The sequence below is a fragment of the Curtobacterium poinsettiae genome (assembly GCF_025677645.1).
GTDB classification, from domain to species: Bacteria; Actinomycetota; Actinomycetes; order Actinomycetales; family Microbacteriaceae; genus Curtobacterium; species Curtobacterium poinsettiae_A.
On the sequence record NZ_CP106879.1, the window covers coordinates 552,546 to 569,687 of the forward strand.

Below are 17,142 nucleotides of genomic sequence, written 5' to 3' on the forward strand. Positions count from 1 at the left end.
ACAAGAGCCCCAAGAAGCCACCGCCCGTCAAGCCGCCGAGCCAGACGCAGAGGGTCATCAAAAACAACCCCTCGACGTTCGGCAACAACCCTCCTCCTCAGCGTCCCGTGCCAAAGCAGGACAAGGGCTGATCGATACGGGATTGGCCAGCGGGCACTGTGACGGCGGGTGCCCGCGGCCGTCGGTCTGGGGCAATTTTTCACCACGACCTTTGGCCACACGAAGGCGGCCACCGCGCAAGAGGAGACGTTGCCTTTGTGGGACCGAAGGTCCGGGCGATGACATACCACGCTGACGGCAGACGTGATGAAGACTCTCGCGTTTGTCAGCTTCACGCGAGTAGCTTGGTTGGATGACGCGATACTTCGAATTCCCCACCGGCGGTGGTTCATGGGTCAAGGAAACTGTAGACAGGACCAACTCTGGCGACTTACTCACCCGTCGTCAATACACAGGTGACCCCAGGGTGGAGAGCGATCACGCACGCCTGGACAATGTTACTCAGTTCAACGCGGAGACCGAGGAATTGGCGACCCGAATGCGCCAGGGATTCGTCTTGGCTAATGGTCAAGTCGATTGGCAGAACTGGGAGCCCGTGTGACATCGCGGTGCAACGGGGAAGTGAGCCGGCGCACTATGCCGCAGTCTGTGATGCCGTAGTCATCAGGGACCGCGCGTTGCTTGCGCTGCCCTGCTGCTAGGGCACCGGTCGACGGCTTCGGCTGAAAGGTCCCGCCCGTACAATTCCGCGTGGCCGCGCGCTCCGTGTAGCTGACCGCATTGGGGCCGATCGGGGCCCGTACCTGGCCGCCGATGCGCGCGAGCTCGAAATTACCGGCTGAGCGCTCGAGCTACCCCCCCCGTCCACCCGGAGGGGGTCCCACGCTGTCCAGGTCAAACGGTGGCATCTCGTCACCCGGCATTGTCTACTGCGCACCCTAGGCCCGCGCTCCAGGTCGCCCTGTCGGTCCGACGGAAACTACAATCTCCCATCTGGCTCAGGAGCAACGTGGTGGCCGCCGCGACCCATGCCTTGACACTGTCAGATGCTCCGATTCTCGCCGACTCCGCTACTTCCCAACGACACCGTGAACTCCATGCAGCGCCCGCTTCACCGCACTGAGCTTGTCGGCTTCACGCGCAGCGGTCGTAGCGTCCACTAGCGCTTTCTCAACCTCCTCGAGCTCCGCAGACCCGAGCGCCTCGCGCGGCAAGGTTGGGACGGATCTCGTTCAGAGCGCTGAGGACCGCTGGGAAGTTCGCTTCGTGGTTGATCTGTTGCAACGAGTTACCGGCGCCAACAGCGAACTGGTTGACACCGCCGTGCACGACAATGCGAGGCTCCGCGAAACGGCGTGCAACCTGCCTCTTCTCGACGAGCTGCGCCTCCCAGTGATCATGTCCGTGCCCAAACGGGTCCTTGCTGAACTCGTAGCGATCTATCGTGTACTCGAACACACCATTCCGCGGATCGTCGCGTTCGACCACATCCCCTTCGTGAACGGGCGCCGCGGGCGGGAAGGTTGCGATGGCACCGGGCAGAAGCACCTCAATTTCAAACGCGAACTTCTTCGGATCAATAGGCCGAACGACTACGTCCTCGCCGCCCAATGGGCGTGGAAGCTGCTAGCTGCCCGGATGCCCGAAACGCGAGGAAGTTCATCACTAGATTCCATGACCGGAGTGCGTGTACAGCGTCCGACGCCGGCCAGCGTCCGATAGCCGGTCCTTTGACGGAAGCGCCGGCGAGGTCTGTCCTCGCGGCGACCTGATCAGTCTCAGATGGCTGGTCCGGAAGCCATTCCGGTGATGGGACGCTCTGCGAACGTCGGCGCCGGCTTCTACTGTCGCGAACATGGGTCGTCGTCGTTCGGATCGCTGGGTGCCCGGTTCGCCGTTCTCGCTTGAGGAGGATGCTCGCGGGACGGAGGTGCGTGAGTTGCCGGAGCCGTTGCCGGTGCATGCGTGGTTCCAGTTACCCGACCGGTTGATTCGTCGAAGTGACGCTCAGGCGTACCGCCTGACCCGAGATGCTGTGTGGGTCGAAGCTGGTCGCGGTGAGACCAAGCTGGCTGCCTGGGTCTGGCGCAGTTCGGTGAAGCACCGACGGCAGTTCGGTGTTACACCGACCTGATCCCCCGGTTTTCGTTAGTTCGGAAGGTTGTGGCGGAGGTCGTAGCCGGTGTCGGCGAGGAACTGCAGCCGGTTCCGCACCTCCTCGAGCGATGCCGCGTCGTCGGCGTTGCGGTAGTCGGCGCGGAGGAGCGTGTTGGCGGTGATGATGTCGTCGGTGCGGTCCGTGTAGCGGGCGGTGTCTGCGGTGAGGAAGATGGTCGGGTCGGCGGGCCGGATGAGTTCGGTGCCGGCGAAGCCGATCGTGTCGGGTTCGAAGCCGAGCGCGCCCATGTCGACCTCTTGCTCGGTGAACGCGACGACCCGGTACGGCATCTCGCGCTTGCTGATGGCGGGGTAGCCGGGCCGTTCGGAGATGGCGCGCCCGGAGATGCGACAGCCCGCACCTATGAGCCGTTCCGCCTGCTCGGCCAGCGGCAGGTCGGACGTCCATCGGGTCTTGACACCGCCTGGTCCGGGATAGCACGCGATCGCGAAGTCCACGAGACCACCCACAGCTCGGGACTCCCACCCGATGTCGGTGCGGTGCACGCGCTTCCCGAGGCGTGCGAGCCCGTCGTCCACCTGCCCGGGAGTCAGCCCTGCCCGCACCAGCCGGTCGAAGGTCGCGCCGTTGACGGCGAGCATGCGGGCTACGGCGAAGGTGACGTATATCGGTGCCGCGTCCTTCCACCGTTCCTTCGTCCCGAGGGCCTGCTCGCCGTCGATCCAGACGCGGCGCCGGTCAACGTCGACCAGCAGCACCGTCGCGGTCTGCTCCGCGAGCGCGATCTGTGACGCGGTGACAGTGCGTCGTGCCAGGAGGAGCAGTTCGGCGTCGTTCGGGTCCTCATCGCGGGGGCGTTGGGTGAGGGTTGGGAAGCGTGCGCGGCGGCCGTCGGCGAGGCGGATCGTGTCGTGCGACTCCACGACCGCGCGAAGCCCCGCGAGTTTCAGGACGGCGAGCGTGTTGGTGAGGTCGGTGGTGTCGCCGAGTCCGTACGGCATCGTGATCTGCGGCCTGCCGGAGTACGCGGCATTGACCCATTCGAGGCCAGGCATCATCAGCTGCGTTCTTCCGGGGTGTCGGGTTGGGTGAGGGCGATGAGCCAGCGGGTTTCCTTGAGGAATGGCTCCCATCCGGTGCGGGTATCACCGTGGGCTGGTTCGCAGATGTTCCCGGCGTCGGTGCTTCGGATGATGACCTGCCGCAGCTCGCTGCTGGGTGGGTCGCGGAAGAACACGTGCCCGTGCACGCCGGTGACGTCGTAGGCGACGTTGAGGAGGAACAGGTCGGGCCGGCGGTTCATGACCGCCACCGTCGTCCGCGGAACAGCGCGATGATCGTCGTCAATGGCCGTCCTTCTCGCATCCAGTCGAGCGGTGTCAGGACTCGGTCGTCGACGGTGAGGAAGTTCAGGGGTGTGGTCATGAACTCCGTCATCGCTGCTGCGTCGAGGAGCGGCTGCGGTGCTGCCGCGTAGAGGACGTCAAGGCCAGGCAGCAGCGACGACGGGTCGCCGAACTCGGGGAGTGCTGGCTTCACGAGTTGCCAGTCGGGGATGCGTTCTTCGCCGTCGAGGTCGAAGCTCGTCAGCCGGTTCGCTTCGAACAGCTCACCGACCTCGTCGATGCTGACCTGCAGGGCTGCAGCGACTTCGGGTTCGGTGAGGGTCGTGTTGAGGAGGTTCCGGCGGATGCGGGCTTGTGTGGTCTGCCACCAGTCCTCGGGAACGTCCGCCGGACCGACGGCGGATTGGTCGGGGGCGCGGGGGATCTGTCGGCCTTCGTCCGCGTACGCGGACAGTTGTTCGCGGGTGACTTCCCCGCGGGCGTACATCCACAGCTGCGACTGCCAGGGCATGTCGTCCGGGAACCCTTCCAGGTAGCCGGAGTGGATCACCGCTCGGACGGCTTTCTCCCGTCTGGCGATCTCGGAGGCGGGGATGAGGAGGGTCTGCACGATGCGGTTCGCTTCCCGCACCGCCGGCACGCTCAGATCCGACAAGACCGCGTTGGTCCTGTCGTAGAGCTCGTACCCGGGCTCGACATCCATGGAGCGGACGAGGATCTGCGCCAGGTGCGCGTCCGGATTCTCGGTGTCCTCGAGGAGCACGTGCCCCCAGAGGATCCGGTCGTTCGACAGGTGCAGTGACACCAGACGCATCATCAGCAACTACCTCCAGGGGGAAAGGGTGCGAGCAGGGCGGGTCAGAGCTGCGGAAAGTCCGCGGGGGTTCGACCGATGCGCTCGGGCGTGTAGTGAAGAAGGAACCGCATGATGTGGTCCGCTTCGACCATCGCCGGCACCGTCGGGTCCTGACCGTCTGGGTCGACGTTGGTGAGGCGGAACCAGGGCGGTTCGTCGGCGTGGTCGATGAGGACCGTCGCAGGCTTGTCGTCTGGGTGGTCGGGGTCGGTGAACATGACGGAGCCGAAGAACCGGGTGTCGTCGTAGGCCAACGTCAGCGACAGCAGCTGCGGTGTCATGAGTGGGCTTCCGTCAGTTGCTGTTGGGGTGCCAGCGGAGGTCGTGGGCGAGGTCGGATTGGAAGTGCAGCAGCTGCCGCAACCCGTTCACCGCGTCCGTGTTCGCGGCCACCCAGCTGTCCTCGTAGAGGACGTGCGCGGTGATGAAGTCGTCCGTGCAGCACCCCTCCGCGCTCGTGAGGACGGTGGTGTCCTGCGGGATGACGACCGACACCGTCGCCTCAGTCACTGTCGCGGGCTCGTAGCCGAGCGCTGCCATGTCCGGGTGTTGGGCGAAGAATGCCGTCAGCCGGTTCGGTGGGACGACGACGCCGGACTGCTGCGCCGCCCACCGGTCCGACATCACCCCACCCAGCGCAATGAGCTGGTCCGCTTGCTCGTCGATGGTGGTGTTGCGGCGCCAGCAGGTCCTGATTCCGCCGACACCGGGGTAGGCCGCCAAGGCCCAGTCGCAGAGGGCGGCCTGGTCGGCTGCTTCCCACCCGATCGGCGTGTGGAAGACGTTCGCCCCGAGCGCGGGCATCGAGGCGCGCACGTCGTCGAGTGGGATGCCGATGCGGTCCGCGATAGCGCGTGTGCCGCCGCCGTGGAGGGCGATGGTGCGGGCGATGGCGAACACGGTCCGCCACCCCGGTGTCGCGTCCCGCTCCATCGACGACCCGTGCACCTGCTTGCCGTTCGCCCAGACGCGTTGCCGTTTCCCGTTCACGAACACCAGGTCCGGGTACCGGCGGGCGAGCGAGAGCACGCCGCCTTCTGACCCGCCGGGCAGGACGATGAGGTCCTCGGTGCGTTCGGCCGGTGTGCCGTCGTCGTTGATCGTTGCGGTCGGGTTCGGGGTCGACAGGAACCCGGACCGGCCGTCCTCGAACCGGAGTCGGTCGAACGCCTCCACACGAGCGGGCATGCCAGCAGCCTCGAGCGCGACCAACGTCTGCGTGATGTCGATGGTCCATCCCAGTCCGAACGGCAACGACAGGATCGTCTGTTGGTGTCGGATGTCCTGCACCCACTGCCGGTCACTCATCAGGGCTGCCCCGGCTCGGCCTTGACGGCGGGCGCTCATCACGGCCGGCGAGCCTCGGGTCGTCATCTGAGAGCCGCTCGAGTCCGAGTCCGGACGCGTCGAGGATGGCGTTCTCGGACTCCTCGGTGGCGACGAACGACCCGATCTCCGCGTTGACCGCGACAAGAGTCCCTATTCGACTGCGCGCGTCCAACACCACCGCGGCGATCTCCTCGTCCGTGCAGTCAGACGTGAACTCGGGCTTCGATGGATGGAGGGCGGGGAACTCGAGCTGCTGCACCGGCGGATGCCACTTCACACCTATGCGGAGGACGCGGTCGTCGGCATCGTTGCGGTAGAACATCGACCCGAACGGGCGACCTTTGTCGAGGGTCAGGTCCGCACCATGAAGGGTCCAGCCGGTGGCCGCAAACCGCGGCTCCCACCGTTCGACGAGCAGGGCGCCGACCCCCATCCGGAGGCCCGGGATGAGCGCCTGGCCGTCGGCGACCTCTGTGTACAAAGCATCGGGCTGCAGCCGTGGCTCCTCACGCAGACGGGCGAGCGGGATACGACTTATCCCACGGATCGCGTCGAGCTGCCGTCTACGGCGAACTTCTGGGTCGTCATCTTCTGAAGGCGGCTCGCGCGTCTCCTGCATGCGCTCATTGTAACGAGCGGTGGTTTGGCTGTCTACCTCGCCTTCAATGGTCCGTGCAGCACGCCGTCACGGCGCTCCTTGCGGGATGTAGGCAAGGGCGATCAACGCGGCGATGCTCACTGCGGCGATCAGCCCGCAGGTCCACGCTGCCGCTTTTGCTCCCATGACTCCGCGGTGCCCGAAGGCGGCAGCTTCCCGCGCCGCGCGACGACCCAACAGGACACCGAACGGGAAGAACGGCACTGCAACCCATGACCAAAGCACTAACCGTCCCAGCCGTGCACGATGCTGCTGACCGGGTGCTCGTTCCAGCCGGTCGAGCCGTCGCTGGAGAACTAGCCGCACATCGTTGATGATAAACCCGCCTCGGCGGTCGCTCCTCCGCGCAGCGAGCCCCATCACAGCAAATGGGAGAGCGGCAACACAGACCCACATCCCAAGGAGCCCCCGAGCAAGATCGGTGGTCGTGGTCGTGGTCGCCGCGCCGTGCAGTTGCAACTGTGCCTGTAAGACCACGATGAGGAGTTCGCCGGCGAGGAGTATTCCGAACAGGACGAGGCCGATCAGCAGACCCGGTTGCCGATCGAAGAGTGCTTGCATGAACAGCAGCACCATCAGCCATGCGGTGGCAGTCACTAACACGATGATGCTGAACCGTCCGACAAGCTGAATGGTGTCGTGAGCGGGGAGGAACACGTCGCTGAGAGCCGTACACATCACCGGGGCGACGACAAAAGCAGCGAACCTCTGCGTCCAAACGGTTCGCCGTCGACTCGGCGGGGGAAAGCCGGTTCGCACGACATGGCGCAGCAACTGCTGCCGTCGATGCTGGAGGAGCTCCCGCACCGCCCCGGCCACCGGATACTGAAGTAGCACATGCGTCTCAGCGGCGATGAAGGCGAGAAATGTGCTTGTCAGGAGGGCGCCGACCACGCGCGTGACATCGAGATGCGGCAGACGTGCGTACCAGATCGTTGCCAGACACCCCAGGAGGACCGCGGCGAAGAGGGCTCCGGTCGCGAGGGCGCGGAGGAAGTTGCGTTGCACCACGCTTCGCGCGGTGGTCCGCAGGTCCGAGCCTTCTGCGGCGATGACGGACCTCGCCCCGAACTGCAAAGCGACGATGACACCGCCGAGGCCGGCGTAGACGCCGACGATGGTCGCACCGGAGAGAGGATGTACCTCGAACATTGGTTCGTTCTCGGTCGGATTCTGTGTCCCGAACAGAGCGGCAGCGAGCCAGAGGTAGAGCAAGAGCCCGACGGTGACGAGTGTGGCGCGAAGAACCAGTGATTGCACTGCTCGGCCGTACAGCCGGGATTCTCGAACGACCTGCGAGGCGATCAGTTCCCCCGGAGAAGGTTCTTCAATCGCGTCGATCGAGTTCGATTCCCGCGTCCACCACGGCATGGTTCCCCCTGAGCGTTCTCGGCAACCCCGATCAGTTGCGGACACCACCGTAGAAGAGGGCGCAGACAAAACCGGCGTATGCCACCGTGGGCCGGGGGGCTAGATTGCTGCGCATGCGTTCCGTTGAATACTCGCAAGCCGATGCGATCTGGCTCGTCGCCGGTGAGGAGCGGGCGGTGGACTGGGAGGGGTACCTGCAGCTGTTCAAGGACGAACTGCAGACGCTCGTCGCAAGCGACCTCCGCGACGGTCTCATCGCAGAAGCCGGGACGATGGAACCGAGTCACGCGAGGGCGTATGTCGTATCGGTGCCTCGTGGGTATGAAGAGGAGTACGGGCCGTACGAGCCGGTGCACTTCGAATGGGATGGCGTGAATCTCACCGTCGTCATGTTGCACACCGGCCCGTCCGACGGAATCCACGAGGACGTCTTCGTCGACCGGATACGGGAGCTGCTGCAGCCGTTCGTCGACTACTGCGACGGGACAGACCTGGACGTCGAGTTCGCGTACGAATGGGCTGGGGCCCTCGACTCTGCGGTGACGATCCGCTTCGCTGTGCCGATCGCAGATCGGAGCGTCGCGGACATCCTCAGCGACGGAATGGACGCGCTCCGACTCTGCCATGCCTTCTCCGCGAGAGCGATCACCCGCGAGAGCGTCGGGAACCTCGTCCGAGGTGGTGCGGCGCACCTACTCGTCGGACAGGAAGAAGGGAACTGGTTCGACGCAAAACAGATGCTCTACGAAGACACCCTCACTGGCCACATATCCCTAGCGCAGGACGTCGCACGATTCTGCAACGCCGAGGACGGCGGTCTCATCCTCATCGGAGCGAAAACCAAACCCATCCCCGGTGGGGAAGTGGTCAAACGAATACGCGGAGTCGAAGCGCCACTCGGGATCGACGCTCGCTACAGCGGCATCCTCGACCGGTACCTGTACCCGCTACCGGCGGGCGTGCGTATCAACAGCGTCCCGCTGCCCAACGGCAAGAGTGTCGTCGCCGTCGACGTCCCGCCGCAGCAGGAAACGCAAAAACCGTTCCTCGTCCATGGGGCCATCCGAGCGGATGGCGAAGTCGAGGGAGCGTTCATCAGCATCGTGCAGCGACGAGGTGAAGCGAGCGTGCCGATCACCGCCCCAATGATCCACGCCACACTCGCAGCCGGCCGTGCCCGGCTCCGAGGGGAAGATAGCCGCAGCAGCTGAGCGCCCTACTTCGACCATTTGCGCATGAACGCTGGAGCACGGGAAGAGTGCGAGGGCAGTCGTGCATCCCGCCACTTCCTCGGCGTTGTCCTGCCAACGAGGGAGTGACGGTGGCACCTTGAGCGGAGTGAAGCCAGCGTCAGTGGCGCTTCGGCGAGGCGCACCGAGCCGACGCGACGCTGCTGTTGAATGAGGGCGTATCAACTACAAGACCGGGGGAGAACGCCGTGTCCTACGAGCTGACCTATCCGCAGGACCAGGATCGGATGGGTCAGGGGACGGTCCTCGACGACGTTTACGCGTTGTGGAAGCGGCACTCCGCGACCCTCGGATTCTTACCGTTCACGGCATTCAACGACCGTGCCGCTGCCCGGCAACTCCTCGCAGCCCGCCGCGATGACATCGTCGTCGGGTACGTCCTATTCGACCTGCCGAGAACCGGGCAGATCATCCTCCGACATGTCTGTGTGGCGAAATCAGAGCGTGGTCGCAGCCTCGCACGCTTCATGACCGACCGGATCATCGCCGACCATCCCGAACGTCTCGAGATTGCAGCGGACTGTCGGGAAGACTATGGTCTGCATGGCTTCTGGACCAGGCTCGGGATGACGCCCCGAGCGGAACGACCGGGCCGGCGCCAACTTGGATCAGTCCTCACGAGGTGGCGGCGCTCGCTCGGCCAATTGGATCTCATCGAAGCAGCGCTCCTGGCATCGCCGTTACCGCTGGCGGTGCTCGACTCGAATGTAGTCACCGACCTGTGCAGCGCAGCCCACGTACATCGTGATCGTGTTCAGGAATCCGCCGGGTTGAACGCTTCGTGGCTGCAAGACCATCTCGTCTACGCGGTGTCAGGCCAACTCGACGAGGAGATTCGCCGCACTGCTGACGTTGCGCAGCGCGCCGCATTGCGAACCGGATCGCAGCACTGGGTGCGGCTACGAACGACCCGGCCCACCGATACCTCCCTTGAAGACGAGCTCCTTGAACGGCTCGGTCCCGCCGCAAAGCGAGACAAGTCGTTCGCTGACGACGTTCTGCACGTCGCCGACGCCATCCGCGCCGACGCTGCATACTTTGTCACCAACGACGACAACTTCATCGGCAGCACCGACGGATGGCTCCGAGCGGACTACGGCATTGAAGCCATCCGACCGCACGTGCTCATCGGCCGGATCCGCAGCAACATCGGACAGCCTTCCTTCATCCCGAGGCTGATCGACTCCGTCAACCTCGACTGGGTGACTCCGGAGCGCCTAGACGCTCAGACCACCCAGAACGCCTTCGCCGCGCATCGTGCCGGTGAACGTGGTCGCTCCCTCCTGCAGCGCCTTGCGGACGCGCGCAGCCATCCGCAGAGCACACGAGTGCAAATTCTCGTCAACGGCGGGTCGCCATGGGCTCTCCTCGCGGAGCGGCGCGACGGTGACGAACTCGTCGTACCGCTACTGCGTGTCGCCGCCGGTCCACAAGCATTGACCGTCGCGTTGCAGCTCGCCCGTCACCTGCGCCGCCTTGCCGTGAGGAGTGGTTGCGTGAGGGTGCGTGTCACCGACATCACTACCGACGCGACAACCGTCGGTGAAGCGCTCCGCGAAGATGGGTACACCATCGACGAAAACGCATTCGTCGTCAGTCCCGTCGGAGGAACGCAGTATCTGCCCGGACTAAGCGCGGTCGAAGTCAGCGACAGGGAACGACTGCACTATCCGTTGGCGGTCGTCGGTGCAGACATGCCCGTGGCAGTGGTGCCAATCCAGCCCCGATTCGCCGAAGGTCTCCTCGGATACGCTGCTGACACTCTGTTGCAGCTACGATCGACGGCCTTGGGTGTCCTCCGTCAACACGTGTACTTTCACAAGCCGTCAGGATCGCCGTTGACGGTCCCGTCGCGGCTGCTCTGGTACGTCACCGCCGACGACCTAGCCGTGACTCGTCGCCTCGTAGCTCGATCACGGATCATCGCTAGTGAGGTGCTACCAGCCGAGGAGGCACATGCCATCTACCGGGAGCTGGGCGTCCTGCCACTTCGAGAGATCCGCGCCGCGGCGAACGGTAACGGTGACGTGCATGTCATACGGTTCGAGGACACTGAACTGCTAGAACGGGAACTCAGCCGCCGGCAGGTGCTGCAGCTCAACCATGAGCACGGTATCAACGGCAACTTCCAGTCAGTCCGAGCCGTTCCATCCGCATACTTCGACGATGTGATGCGTCTACAAGAAACGGAGCACGGATGAGCGCCGACCGATGTGTCCTGCTGTCCGTCCGGCCCCAGTACGCACACGCCCTCCTCGCCGGTACCAAGACGGCCGAAGTGCGACGCCGGTTCCCTGACCTCGACGCCGGCACCATCCTCTTCGTGTACTCAAGCTCCCCAGAGCGGAAAGTCATCGGAACGCTCCGTCTGAAGGCAGTGCATCAGCTGCACCCCACGACGGTGTGGCAACGCTTCAAACGCATGATTGGCATCGACCAGGCATACCTCGACGACTACCTCCGAGGGGCATCCAATGCCGCAATAGTCGAGGTGGACGAACCGCAACAATGGTCCGAGACGGTGACCCTCCAACAACTGCGGGATCACCTCGGACTGGAACCCGCGCAAAGCTACCGGTACCTCGACCTGTGGACAGCCGAGCAGCTCGAGGAGATCAGAAGCCTGGACTCGGGTGTGACGAACACGACCAGCCCCGCGTGGACTGCGGCCTGACGCAACAGCTGCCCCAGGAAAGGCAGATCGCCCGACCAACATCACAACGCTCGCGGCAACGGCTGACCCCGGGATGGCGTCTAGCCGGCCAGGACCGCCGACCGCCCGTATCAACGCAGGCCGTCGCGTTCTTGCCGTGCCACACGCAGCCAGCTCGTCAGCGTTCCGAACGGAACACCAACACGGGCAGCAGCATCCCGCTGCGTCACCCCAGCATCAGTCAACGCCAACAGCTGCGCACGCGCCATCCGCGCATCCGACGCGCTCTGCCGCAGCAGGTACCGGACCTCCACGAAGCCCTCATCAACATCAGCCTTGTCCACAACGTCTCCAACCGACTACCGATACGGGATACTGATCGACAGCGGACTGCACCCGATGCGCCAAGCGACAAGGGTCTCGGGAGTCCAGAGGATTTCAGTGGAGCGAAGAGAGGATATGACTGTAACAGGTCAGAAAACTAGCCTGCAAACAGGCGCTGATCAGGTATTTTCCTAACAACCCACCAGGCGAGAACAGGAAAGGCCCCGGAGGAATCCGGGGCCTTTCCTGTTTCTCCGGGGTCTTCCTCGGAGTCGTCCGCGGTTCCTGGCTGTCAGGCCCGGTCGGCCTCCGTCGTGTGGTCGGCATCCGGCCTGGAGGCACGGCTCGGCCCCGACACGCCGGTTCCGTCGAACCCGTGGTCGGTTCTGCGGGCCTGCTGCGGAGCGAAGAACAGGCGCGCGCTGGGCAGGAAGAGCAGGACCGCGGCGACGACCGACAGCGCGATCGTCAGGACCGCGAGTTCGCCGCCGGTGACGCTCAGGAGCGCGCGGAAGGCCGCGACGACGACGAGCACGGTGCGCGCGACGCGGGAGCCCGCGGCCATCCGGAACACCGCCCACGTCACCAGGGCCCAGAGGACCAGGGCGACGATCCCGGCGAGGACCGGCGCCCGGCCGACCGCCGCGTCCGTCGCGAAGAACTGGAGCACCGTGGCGGCGACGCAAGCTGCCACCCACACCAGCCACAGCACGAAGGACACGGTGACCACCTGCGGTCGGTCCGGTCGTCGGAGGATGAACGTCCTGGTCATGCTGCACCGTCCTCTGCCGCTCCCTGGTGCGGCACGTCGAGCGTACCGAGCGGACGGGGTCCTGCCGAGGTGCCCGGCTACGGTGACCGGGTGACCGACGAACGCACCACCGTCCAGCGTCCCGGAGTGGACGTCCCCGACGACCGTGGGCGGACGGGCCTCGACGCCGTGGGCCGTGCCCTCGACCGCAACCCCGACGTCGTCGTGCGGGACGTCGAGGTGGTGTCGAACGGGTGGCACGTGCTCCGTCGTACGACCCTCGACGTCCGGCGCCGCGACGGTCGCTGGGACCGGCAGCAGCGCGAGACCTACGACCGCGGGAACGGCGCGACGGTGCTGCCGTACGACGCCGAGCGCGGCACCGTCCTGCTCACGCGGCAGTTCCGGTGGCCGGCGTACGTGAACGGACACCCGGACGGCATGTTGATCGAGGCCGCGGCGGGACTGCTCGACGAGGACGACCCCGAGACCGCGGTCCGGCGTGAAGCCGCCGAGGAGCTCGGCATCCGGCTCGGCGTGCTCGAGCACCTGGGCGACGTGTTCATGAGCCCCGGTTCGGTCACCGAGCGGGTCCACTTCTACCTCGGCGCGTACACGCCGGCTGACCGGGTCGAAGCCGGTGGCGGCGTCGAGGACGAGGGTGAGGACATCGAGGTGCTCGAGGTGCAGCTCGACGAGGCGCTCGCGATGGTGGCGGACGGTCGGATCGCCGACGGCAAGACGATCATGCTGCTGCAGTGGGTGGCACTGCGGTCGATGGCGCTGCGGCGGGTGTCACCGCGACAGGGCTGACCCGTCCAGGCCCACCGCTCGCGCGATCGTCGTGCGGACCAGGGCCTCGCGGGTCGGGCGGTCGAGGTAGTCGACCAGGGCGTACCCGTTGGTGGCGTCGACGAGCGCGAAGAGCAGGCGTCCGACGCCGTCCGGGTCGTCGGTGTGCAGCACACCCGCGCGGACCCCGTCGACGACGACCGTGGTCGCGAGGAGCTGCCAGTCGTCCATGACGTCCCGTGCCGCGGTCGCCAGTGCCGCGTTCGTGCGGCCGATGCTCCACGCGTCGGCCCACAGGGTGGCGACGTCGTCGCGGGCGGGATCGGCGATGCAGCCGAGCAGGGTGCGGAGGCCGGAGACGGGGTCGGGCGCAGCGGCGACGATCGCGCGGACCTCGGCGACCTCGGCGTCCGCGACGGTGCGGAACGTCTCGCCGACCAGGTCCTCCATGCTCGGGCGGTAGTGGGCGACGAGCGAGGGCGCGACCCCGATCACTGCGGCGACACCGCGGAGGGTGACGGCCGCGAGTCCCTCGGCGCGGGCGACGTCGATCGCGGCGGCGCTGATCTGCGCCTCGCGTTCGGCCGGACTCAGGCGCCGGCGGGCCGGTGTCGTCGGCATCGTCCCACGGTATCCGCGCGTCACGCGCCCTCGACCACGAAGGCCGCCCAGAGGTCGGCCCGCGTCGAGAAGACGGAGAGGTCACGGTCGAGGAGTCGACCGGCGTGCTCGACCCGGGCGCGGGCGGTGTGCCGGTGGATGCCGAGGACCCGTGCGGTGCGGTCGTACTCGCAGTCCTCCTGCAGCCAGGTCCGGACGGTGCCCGTGAGTTCGGTGCCGGCGGTGCGGTCGTGGTCGAGCAGGGGCGCGAGGAAGGCGCGGGCGACGGCACCGGCGTCCACGTCGACGTGGGCGAGGTGGGCGAGCACCCCCTCTCGGGCCAGGTCGCCGAACTCGGTGGTGCCCGGGCGTCCTTCACGGCGACGGTCGAGTGCCTGCACGGCCTCGGTGCGGGCGCGTCCGAACGACCGGTACGCGGCACCGTCGGACAGGCCGGCGCGCAGGTCGAAGCGGTCGACGAGTGCACCGACGATCCCGGTGTCGTCCGCGTTCACGCAGAGGAACACGGCGTCGTCGACCGCGAAGAACAGGCGCCCCGGACGGTCCTGCACCCAGAGTTCGAGCAGGTCCACCACGGTGTCGAGGTCGTGGTCGGGGACGTCGACGGCCGCGATCCGGACGGGTTCGGCGGGCAGTGGCCCCCACACCTCGCGGGACGTCGCCTGCACCACCTCGGGTTCGCCGACCGACAGCATGGTCAGGAGTCCGGTGCGCAGGAGTCCCCGGGCACGGGCGAGCTCGCGGTTCTGCTGCAGTGCGAGGCCGGCCAGGGCGATGACGGCCGTGACGACCTCGCGTCCGGCCCGGTCGAGGGCTCCGCCGTTCGCGATCGCGAGCACGCCGCTCAGGTGCCCGCCGCTGCCGAGCGTCTGCAGGGTGTACCCGACGCCCCGGTCCGTGGCGACCGGCAGGCTGGCCCGCTGCCCGGAGCGCAGCAGCCGCAGCGCCTCGGTCCGCAGGAGGTCGAGGTCGGCGGCGGGGAGACCGTCGGCGGGGTGTCCGCGGTCGAGCCGCCCGGAGACGTCGAACAGGCCGACCCACCCGTCGAGCTGCCGGGACAGCTCGGCGATGGTCGCGCCGAGTCCGTCCGGTCGCATCGCGGCGAGCGAGATGGCACGCTGCGCGGCGAGGGCCCAGGCGCCCCGCGCGTTGGCGTCCCGCGCGACCGCTTCGGCGTTGGCCTGCGCGACCGCGATGAAGGAGGTCTCGTAGGGCACCTCGAACAGCGGCAGTCCGTGCCGGGTGCAGGCGGCGACCAGGGCGTCGGGGGTGCCGGCGCGGACCACCTCGGTGCCGAAACCGAGCGCCACGACACCGCCGTCGACGAGCCGCCGGACGTAGGCCTCGGCGACGTCGTCACGCACCTCGGCCTCGGCGCCGAACTGCGTGCCGGTGGTGAGCAGCCCCTGACCCTCGGCGAGGAACGGGGTCGGGTCCTCGAGGTCCGAGCTGTGCAGCCAGGAGAGCGGGGCGTCGAGGGCGTGCTCGTCCGCGTCGGTGAGCGGGCGCAGGTGGAGTTCACGCCGGTGCAGCAGGGAGCGCAGCGTTGCGGGCATGCCGTCACCCTATCCACCGGGTCGATCCATCCGGGGGTCGATGTACGCCGTGGACAGTGGGAGGACACGGCGGTGACTCCTACCATCGCGGCATGTCCTCCACCGCAGCGTCCGCGACCCGAGCGACCACCGGCGGCCCGTCGCTGCCCCAGGAACGGCGGCTCGTCACCGCCGTGCCGGGTCCGCGATCGCAGGAGCTGCTCGCCCGGAAGGCCGGCGCCGTCGCGGCCGGGGTCGGCGTCGCCGTGCCCATCGCGGTCGTCGCGGCCGGTGGCGGCGTGGTGGTCGACGCCGACGGCAACTCGTTCGTCGACCTCGGGTCCGGGATCGCCGTGACCTCGGTGGGCAACGCCCACCCCGGCGTGGTCGCCGCCGTCACCGAACAGGTCGCCGCCTTCACGCACACGTGCTTCACCATCGCCGCCTACGACGGGTACGTCGCCGTCGCCGAGGCGCTCAACCGTCTGACCCCCGGCGACCACGAGAAGCGGACTGCCCTGTTCAACTCGGGTGCCGAGGCCGTCGAGAACGCCGTCAAGATCGCCCGGAAGCACACCGGTCGGCAGGCCGTCGTCGTCTTCGACCACGCCTACCACGGCCGCACGAACCTGACGATGGCGCTGACCGCGAAGAACCAGCCCTACAAGAACGGCTTCGGGCCGTTCGCACCCGAGGTCTACCGCGTCCCGATGTCGTACCCGTTCCACGACGGGCTGTCGGGCACAGAGGCGGCGAAGCGTGCGATCAGCCAGATCGAGAAGCAGGTCGGCGCCGAGAACACCGCCGCGGTCCTGATCGAACCGATCCAGGGTGAGGGCGGCTTCGTCGTCCCGGCACCGGGGTTCCTCACCGCACTGTCCGAGTGGACGACCGCCAACGGCGTCGTGTTCATCGCGGACGAGGTGCAGACCGGGTTCGCCCGCACCGGCGCGATGTTCGCCAGCGAGCACGAGGGGATCGTGCCCGACGTCGTCACGACCGCGAAGGGGATGGCGGGCGGACTCCCGTTGTCCGGTGTGACCGGGCGTGCGGCGATCATGGACTCGGCCCACGTCGGCGGCCTCGGCGGGACGTACGGCGGCAACCCGATCGCCTGCGCCGCAGCACTCGCGGCCATCGACGCCTTCGAGCACGACGGACTCGTCGAACGCGCCGGGGCCATCGGCACGGTCCTGCTCGACGCCCTGCGCAGCGCCCAGGCCGACGACCCCCGCATCGGCGACGTCCGCGGCCGCGGTGCCATGGTCGCGATGGAACTCGTCGACCCCGCCACCGGTGATCCCGACCCGGGCCTCACCGGACGGGTGGTGCGGTACGCGTTCGAGCACGGGGTCATCGCGCTCACGGCCGGCACGTACGGCAACGTCGTGCGCTTCCTGCCGCCGCTGTCGATCGACGACGACCTGCTCCGCGACGGCCTGACCGTCGTCCTCGACGGGCTGGCCGCGTCGTGAGCGCGACGATCCCCGCGACCGCGTGGCCCACCGTCCCCGACGCGACCGGACCAGCCGCCGAA

The 17,142-nt window shown here is 67.1% G+C and carries 18 protein-coding genes; 7 read left to right on the forward strand and 11 right to left on the reverse strand.

All coding sequences use genetic code 11. The features are described 5' to 3' along the window. Positions 1-352: 352 nt before the first annotated feature. Together OE229_RS02770 and OE229_RS02775 are read left to right on the forward strand one after the other, a co-directional pair. A complete protein-coding gene (locus tag OE229_RS02770; RefSeq protein ID WP_263344987.1) occupies positions 353-601 on the forward strand; it encodes a hypothetical protein in 249 nt (82 codons plus the stop codon). A gap of 665 nt (positions 602-1,266) precedes the next feature. Continuing rightward, on the forward strand, positions 1,267-1,722 hold the full coding sequence (locus OE229_RS02775) for a hypothetical protein (RefSeq protein WP_262139624.1): 456 nt from the start codon (positions 1,267-1,269) through the stop codon (positions 1,720-1,722). Positions 1,723-2,148: 426 nt separating this feature from the next. Here the strand turns inward: OE229_RS02775 and OE229_RS02780 are convergent, their stop codons facing one another. From OE229_RS02780 to OE229_RS02810, 7 genes are all read right to left on the reverse strand, one after another. Continuing rightward, a complete protein-coding gene (locus tag OE229_RS02780; RefSeq protein WP_262139625.1) occupies positions 2,149-3,177 on the reverse strand; it encodes a hypothetical protein in 1,029 nt (342 codons plus the stop codon). Then, a complete protein-coding gene (locus OE229_RS02785; RefSeq protein WP_262139627.1) occupies positions 3,177-3,422 on the reverse strand; it encodes a hypothetical protein in 246 nt (81 codons plus the stop codon). The genes OE229_RS02780 and OE229_RS02785 overlap by 1 nt, the downstream gene beginning before the upstream one ends. After that, positions 3,419-4,282 carry an antitoxin VbhA family protein gene (locus OE229_RS02790; protein ID WP_263344989.1) on the reverse strand — a complete coding sequence of 288 codons (864 nt, stop codon included), beginning with the start codon at positions 4,280-4,282 and terminating at the stop codon, positions 3,419-3,421. Before OE229_RS02790 ends, OE229_RS02785 begins: the two co-directional genes overlap by 4 nt. Before the next feature lie 41 nt (positions 4,283-4,323). Then, complete coding sequence (locus tag OE229_RS02795) at positions 4,324-4,602, reverse strand: hypothetical protein (RefSeq protein WP_262139630.1); 279 nt, start codon at positions 4,600-4,602, stop codon at positions 4,324-4,326. A gap of 13 nt (positions 4,603-4,615) precedes the next feature. Beyond that, on the reverse strand, positions 4,616-5,629 hold the full coding sequence (locus OE229_RS02800; protein WP_262139631.1) for a hypothetical protein: 1,014 nt from the start codon (positions 5,627-5,629) through the stop codon (positions 4,616-4,618). Then, entirely contained in the window at positions 5,622-6,269 is a 648-nt protein-coding gene (locus tag OE229_RS02805) for a hypothetical protein (RefSeq protein ID WP_262139633.1), read from the reverse strand. Before OE229_RS02805 ends, OE229_RS02800 begins: the two co-directional genes overlap by 8 nt. A gap of 66 nt (positions 6,270-6,335) precedes the next feature. After that, positions 6,336-7,679 carry a hypothetical protein gene (locus tag OE229_RS02810; RefSeq protein ID WP_262139635.1) on the reverse strand — a complete coding sequence of 448 codons (1,344 nt, stop codon included), beginning with the start codon at positions 7,677-7,679 and terminating at the stop codon, positions 6,336-6,338. Positions 7,680-7,792: 113 nt separating this feature from the next. Here OE229_RS02810 and OE229_RS02815 point away from each other — a divergent pair, with 113 nt between their 5' ends. The 3 genes from OE229_RS02815 to OE229_RS02825 all read left to right on the forward strand — a co-directional run bounded on the left by OE229_RS02815 (position 7,793) and on the right by OE229_RS02825 (position 11,603). Then, positions 7,793-8,890, forward strand: a complete 1,098-nt coding sequence (locus OE229_RS02815; RefSeq protein WP_262139636.1) for an AlbA family DNA-binding domain-containing protein — start codon at positions 7,793-7,795, stop codon at positions 8,888-8,890. Positions 8,891-9,117: 227 nt separating this feature from the next. Further along, on the forward strand, positions 9,118-11,130 hold the full coding sequence (locus OE229_RS02820) for a PIN domain-containing protein (RefSeq protein ID WP_263344992.1): 2,013 nt from the start codon (positions 9,118-9,120) through the stop codon (positions 11,128-11,130). After that, complete coding sequence (locus tag OE229_RS02825; protein ID WP_262139640.1) at positions 11,127-11,603, forward strand: ASCH domain-containing protein; 477 nt, start codon at positions 11,127-11,129, stop codon at positions 11,601-11,603. The genes OE229_RS02820 and OE229_RS02825 overlap by 4 nt, the downstream gene beginning before the upstream one ends. A gap of 110 nt (positions 11,604-11,713) precedes the next feature. On the opposite strand, the gene OE229_RS02830 is transcribed toward OE229_RS02825, so the two are convergent. After that, positions 11,714-11,926, reverse strand: coding sequence for a helix-turn-helix domain-containing protein (locus OE229_RS02830; protein WP_262139642.1), 213 nt, complete (start codon positions 11,924-11,926; stop codon positions 11,714-11,716). A gap of 272 nt (positions 11,927-12,198) precedes the next feature. Beyond that, positions 12,199-12,678 (reverse strand): hypothetical protein, encoded by a 480-nt coding sequence (locus OE229_RS02835; protein ID WP_262139644.1) that lies wholly within the window; start codon positions 12,676-12,678, stop codon positions 12,199-12,201. A gap of 90 nt (positions 12,679-12,768) precedes the next feature. Between OE229_RS02835 and OE229_RS02840 the strand changes: the two genes are divergently transcribed. Next, complete coding sequence (locus OE229_RS02840) at positions 12,769-13,470, forward strand: NUDIX domain-containing protein (RefSeq protein WP_182064150.1); 702 nt, start codon at positions 12,769-12,771, stop codon at positions 13,468-13,470. Here the strand turns inward: OE229_RS02840 and OE229_RS02845 are convergent. Together OE229_RS02845 and OE229_RS02850 are read right to left on the reverse strand one after the other, a co-directional pair. Then, positions 13,453-14,070, reverse strand: coding sequence for a TetR/AcrR family transcriptional regulator (locus OE229_RS02845; RefSeq protein ID WP_262139646.1), 618 nt, complete (start codon positions 14,068-14,070; stop codon positions 13,453-13,455). The two genes, OE229_RS02840 and OE229_RS02845, sit on opposite strands and share 18 nt — an antisense overlap. A 20-nt stretch (positions 14,071-14,090) precedes the next feature. After that, a complete protein-coding gene (locus OE229_RS02850) occupies positions 14,091-15,626 on the reverse strand; it encodes a PucR family transcriptional regulator (protein ID WP_182064152.1) in 1,536 nt (511 codons plus the stop codon). A gap of 92 nt (positions 15,627-15,718) precedes the next feature. Here OE229_RS02850 and gabT point away from each other — a divergent pair, with 92 nt between their 5' ends. Next, a complete protein-coding gene (gene gabT / locus OE229_RS02855) occupies positions 15,719-17,080 on the forward strand; it encodes a 4-aminobutyrate--2-oxoglutarate transaminase (protein WP_182064153.1) in 1,362 nt (453 codons plus the stop codon). The last annotated feature ends 62 nt before the right edge of the window (positions 17,081-17,142 follow it).

Excerpts from the sequence above, each read along its gene's own strand:
- OE229_RS02770 (WP_263344987.1), top strand. The coding sequence starts at position 353 with ATGACGCGATACTTCGAATTCCCCACCGGCGGTGGTTCATGGGTCAAG.
- OE229_RS02780 (WP_262139625.1), bottom strand. The coding sequence starts at position 3,177 with ATGATGCCTGGCCTCGAATGGGTCAATGCCGCGTACTCCGGCAGGCCG.
- OE229_RS02785 (WP_262139627.1), bottom strand. The coding sequence starts at position 3,422 with ATGAACCGCCGGCCCGACCTGTTCCTCCTCAACGTCGCCTACGACGTC.
- OE229_RS02790 (WP_263344989.1), bottom strand. The coding sequence starts at position 4,282 with ATGATGCGTCTGGTGTCACTGCACCTGTCGAACGACCGGATCCTCTGG.
- OE229_RS02795 (WP_262139630.1), bottom strand. The coding sequence starts at position 4,602 with ATGACACCGCAGCTGCTGTCGCTGACGTTGGCCTACGACGACACCCGG.
- OE229_RS02800 (WP_262139631.1), bottom strand. The coding sequence starts at position 5,629 with ATGAGTGACCGGCAGTGGGTGCAGGACATCCGACACCAACAGACGATC.
- OE229_RS02805 (WP_262139633.1), bottom strand. The coding sequence starts at position 6,269 with ATGCAGGAGACGCGCGAGCCGCCTTCAGAAGATGACGACCCAGAAGTT.
- OE229_RS02810 (WP_262139635.1), bottom strand. The coding sequence starts at position 7,679 with ATGCCGTGGTGGACGCGGGAATCGAACTCGATCGACGCGATTGAAGAA.
- OE229_RS02815 (WP_262139636.1), top strand. The coding sequence starts at position 7,793 with ATGCGTTCCGTTGAATACTCGCAAGCCGATGCGATCTGGCTCGTCGCC.
- OE229_RS02825 (WP_262139640.1), top strand. The coding sequence starts at position 11,127 with ATGAGCGCCGACCGATGTGTCCTGCTGTCCGTCCGGCCCCAGTACGCA.
- OE229_RS02835 (WP_262139644.1), bottom strand. The coding sequence starts at position 12,678 with ATGACCAGGACGTTCATCCTCCGACGACCGGACCGACCGCAGGTGGTC.
- OE229_RS02845 (WP_262139646.1), bottom strand. The coding sequence starts at position 14,070 with ATGCCGACGACACCGGCCCGCCGGCGCCTGAGTCCGGCCGAACGCGAG.
- OE229_RS02850 (WP_182064152.1), bottom strand. The coding sequence starts at position 15,626 with ATGCCCGCAACGCTGCGCTCCCTGCTGCACCGGCGTGAACTCCACCTG.
- gabT (WP_182064153.1), top strand. The coding sequence starts at position 15,719 with ATGTCCTCCACCGCAGCGTCCGCGACCCGAGCGACCACCGGCGGCCCG.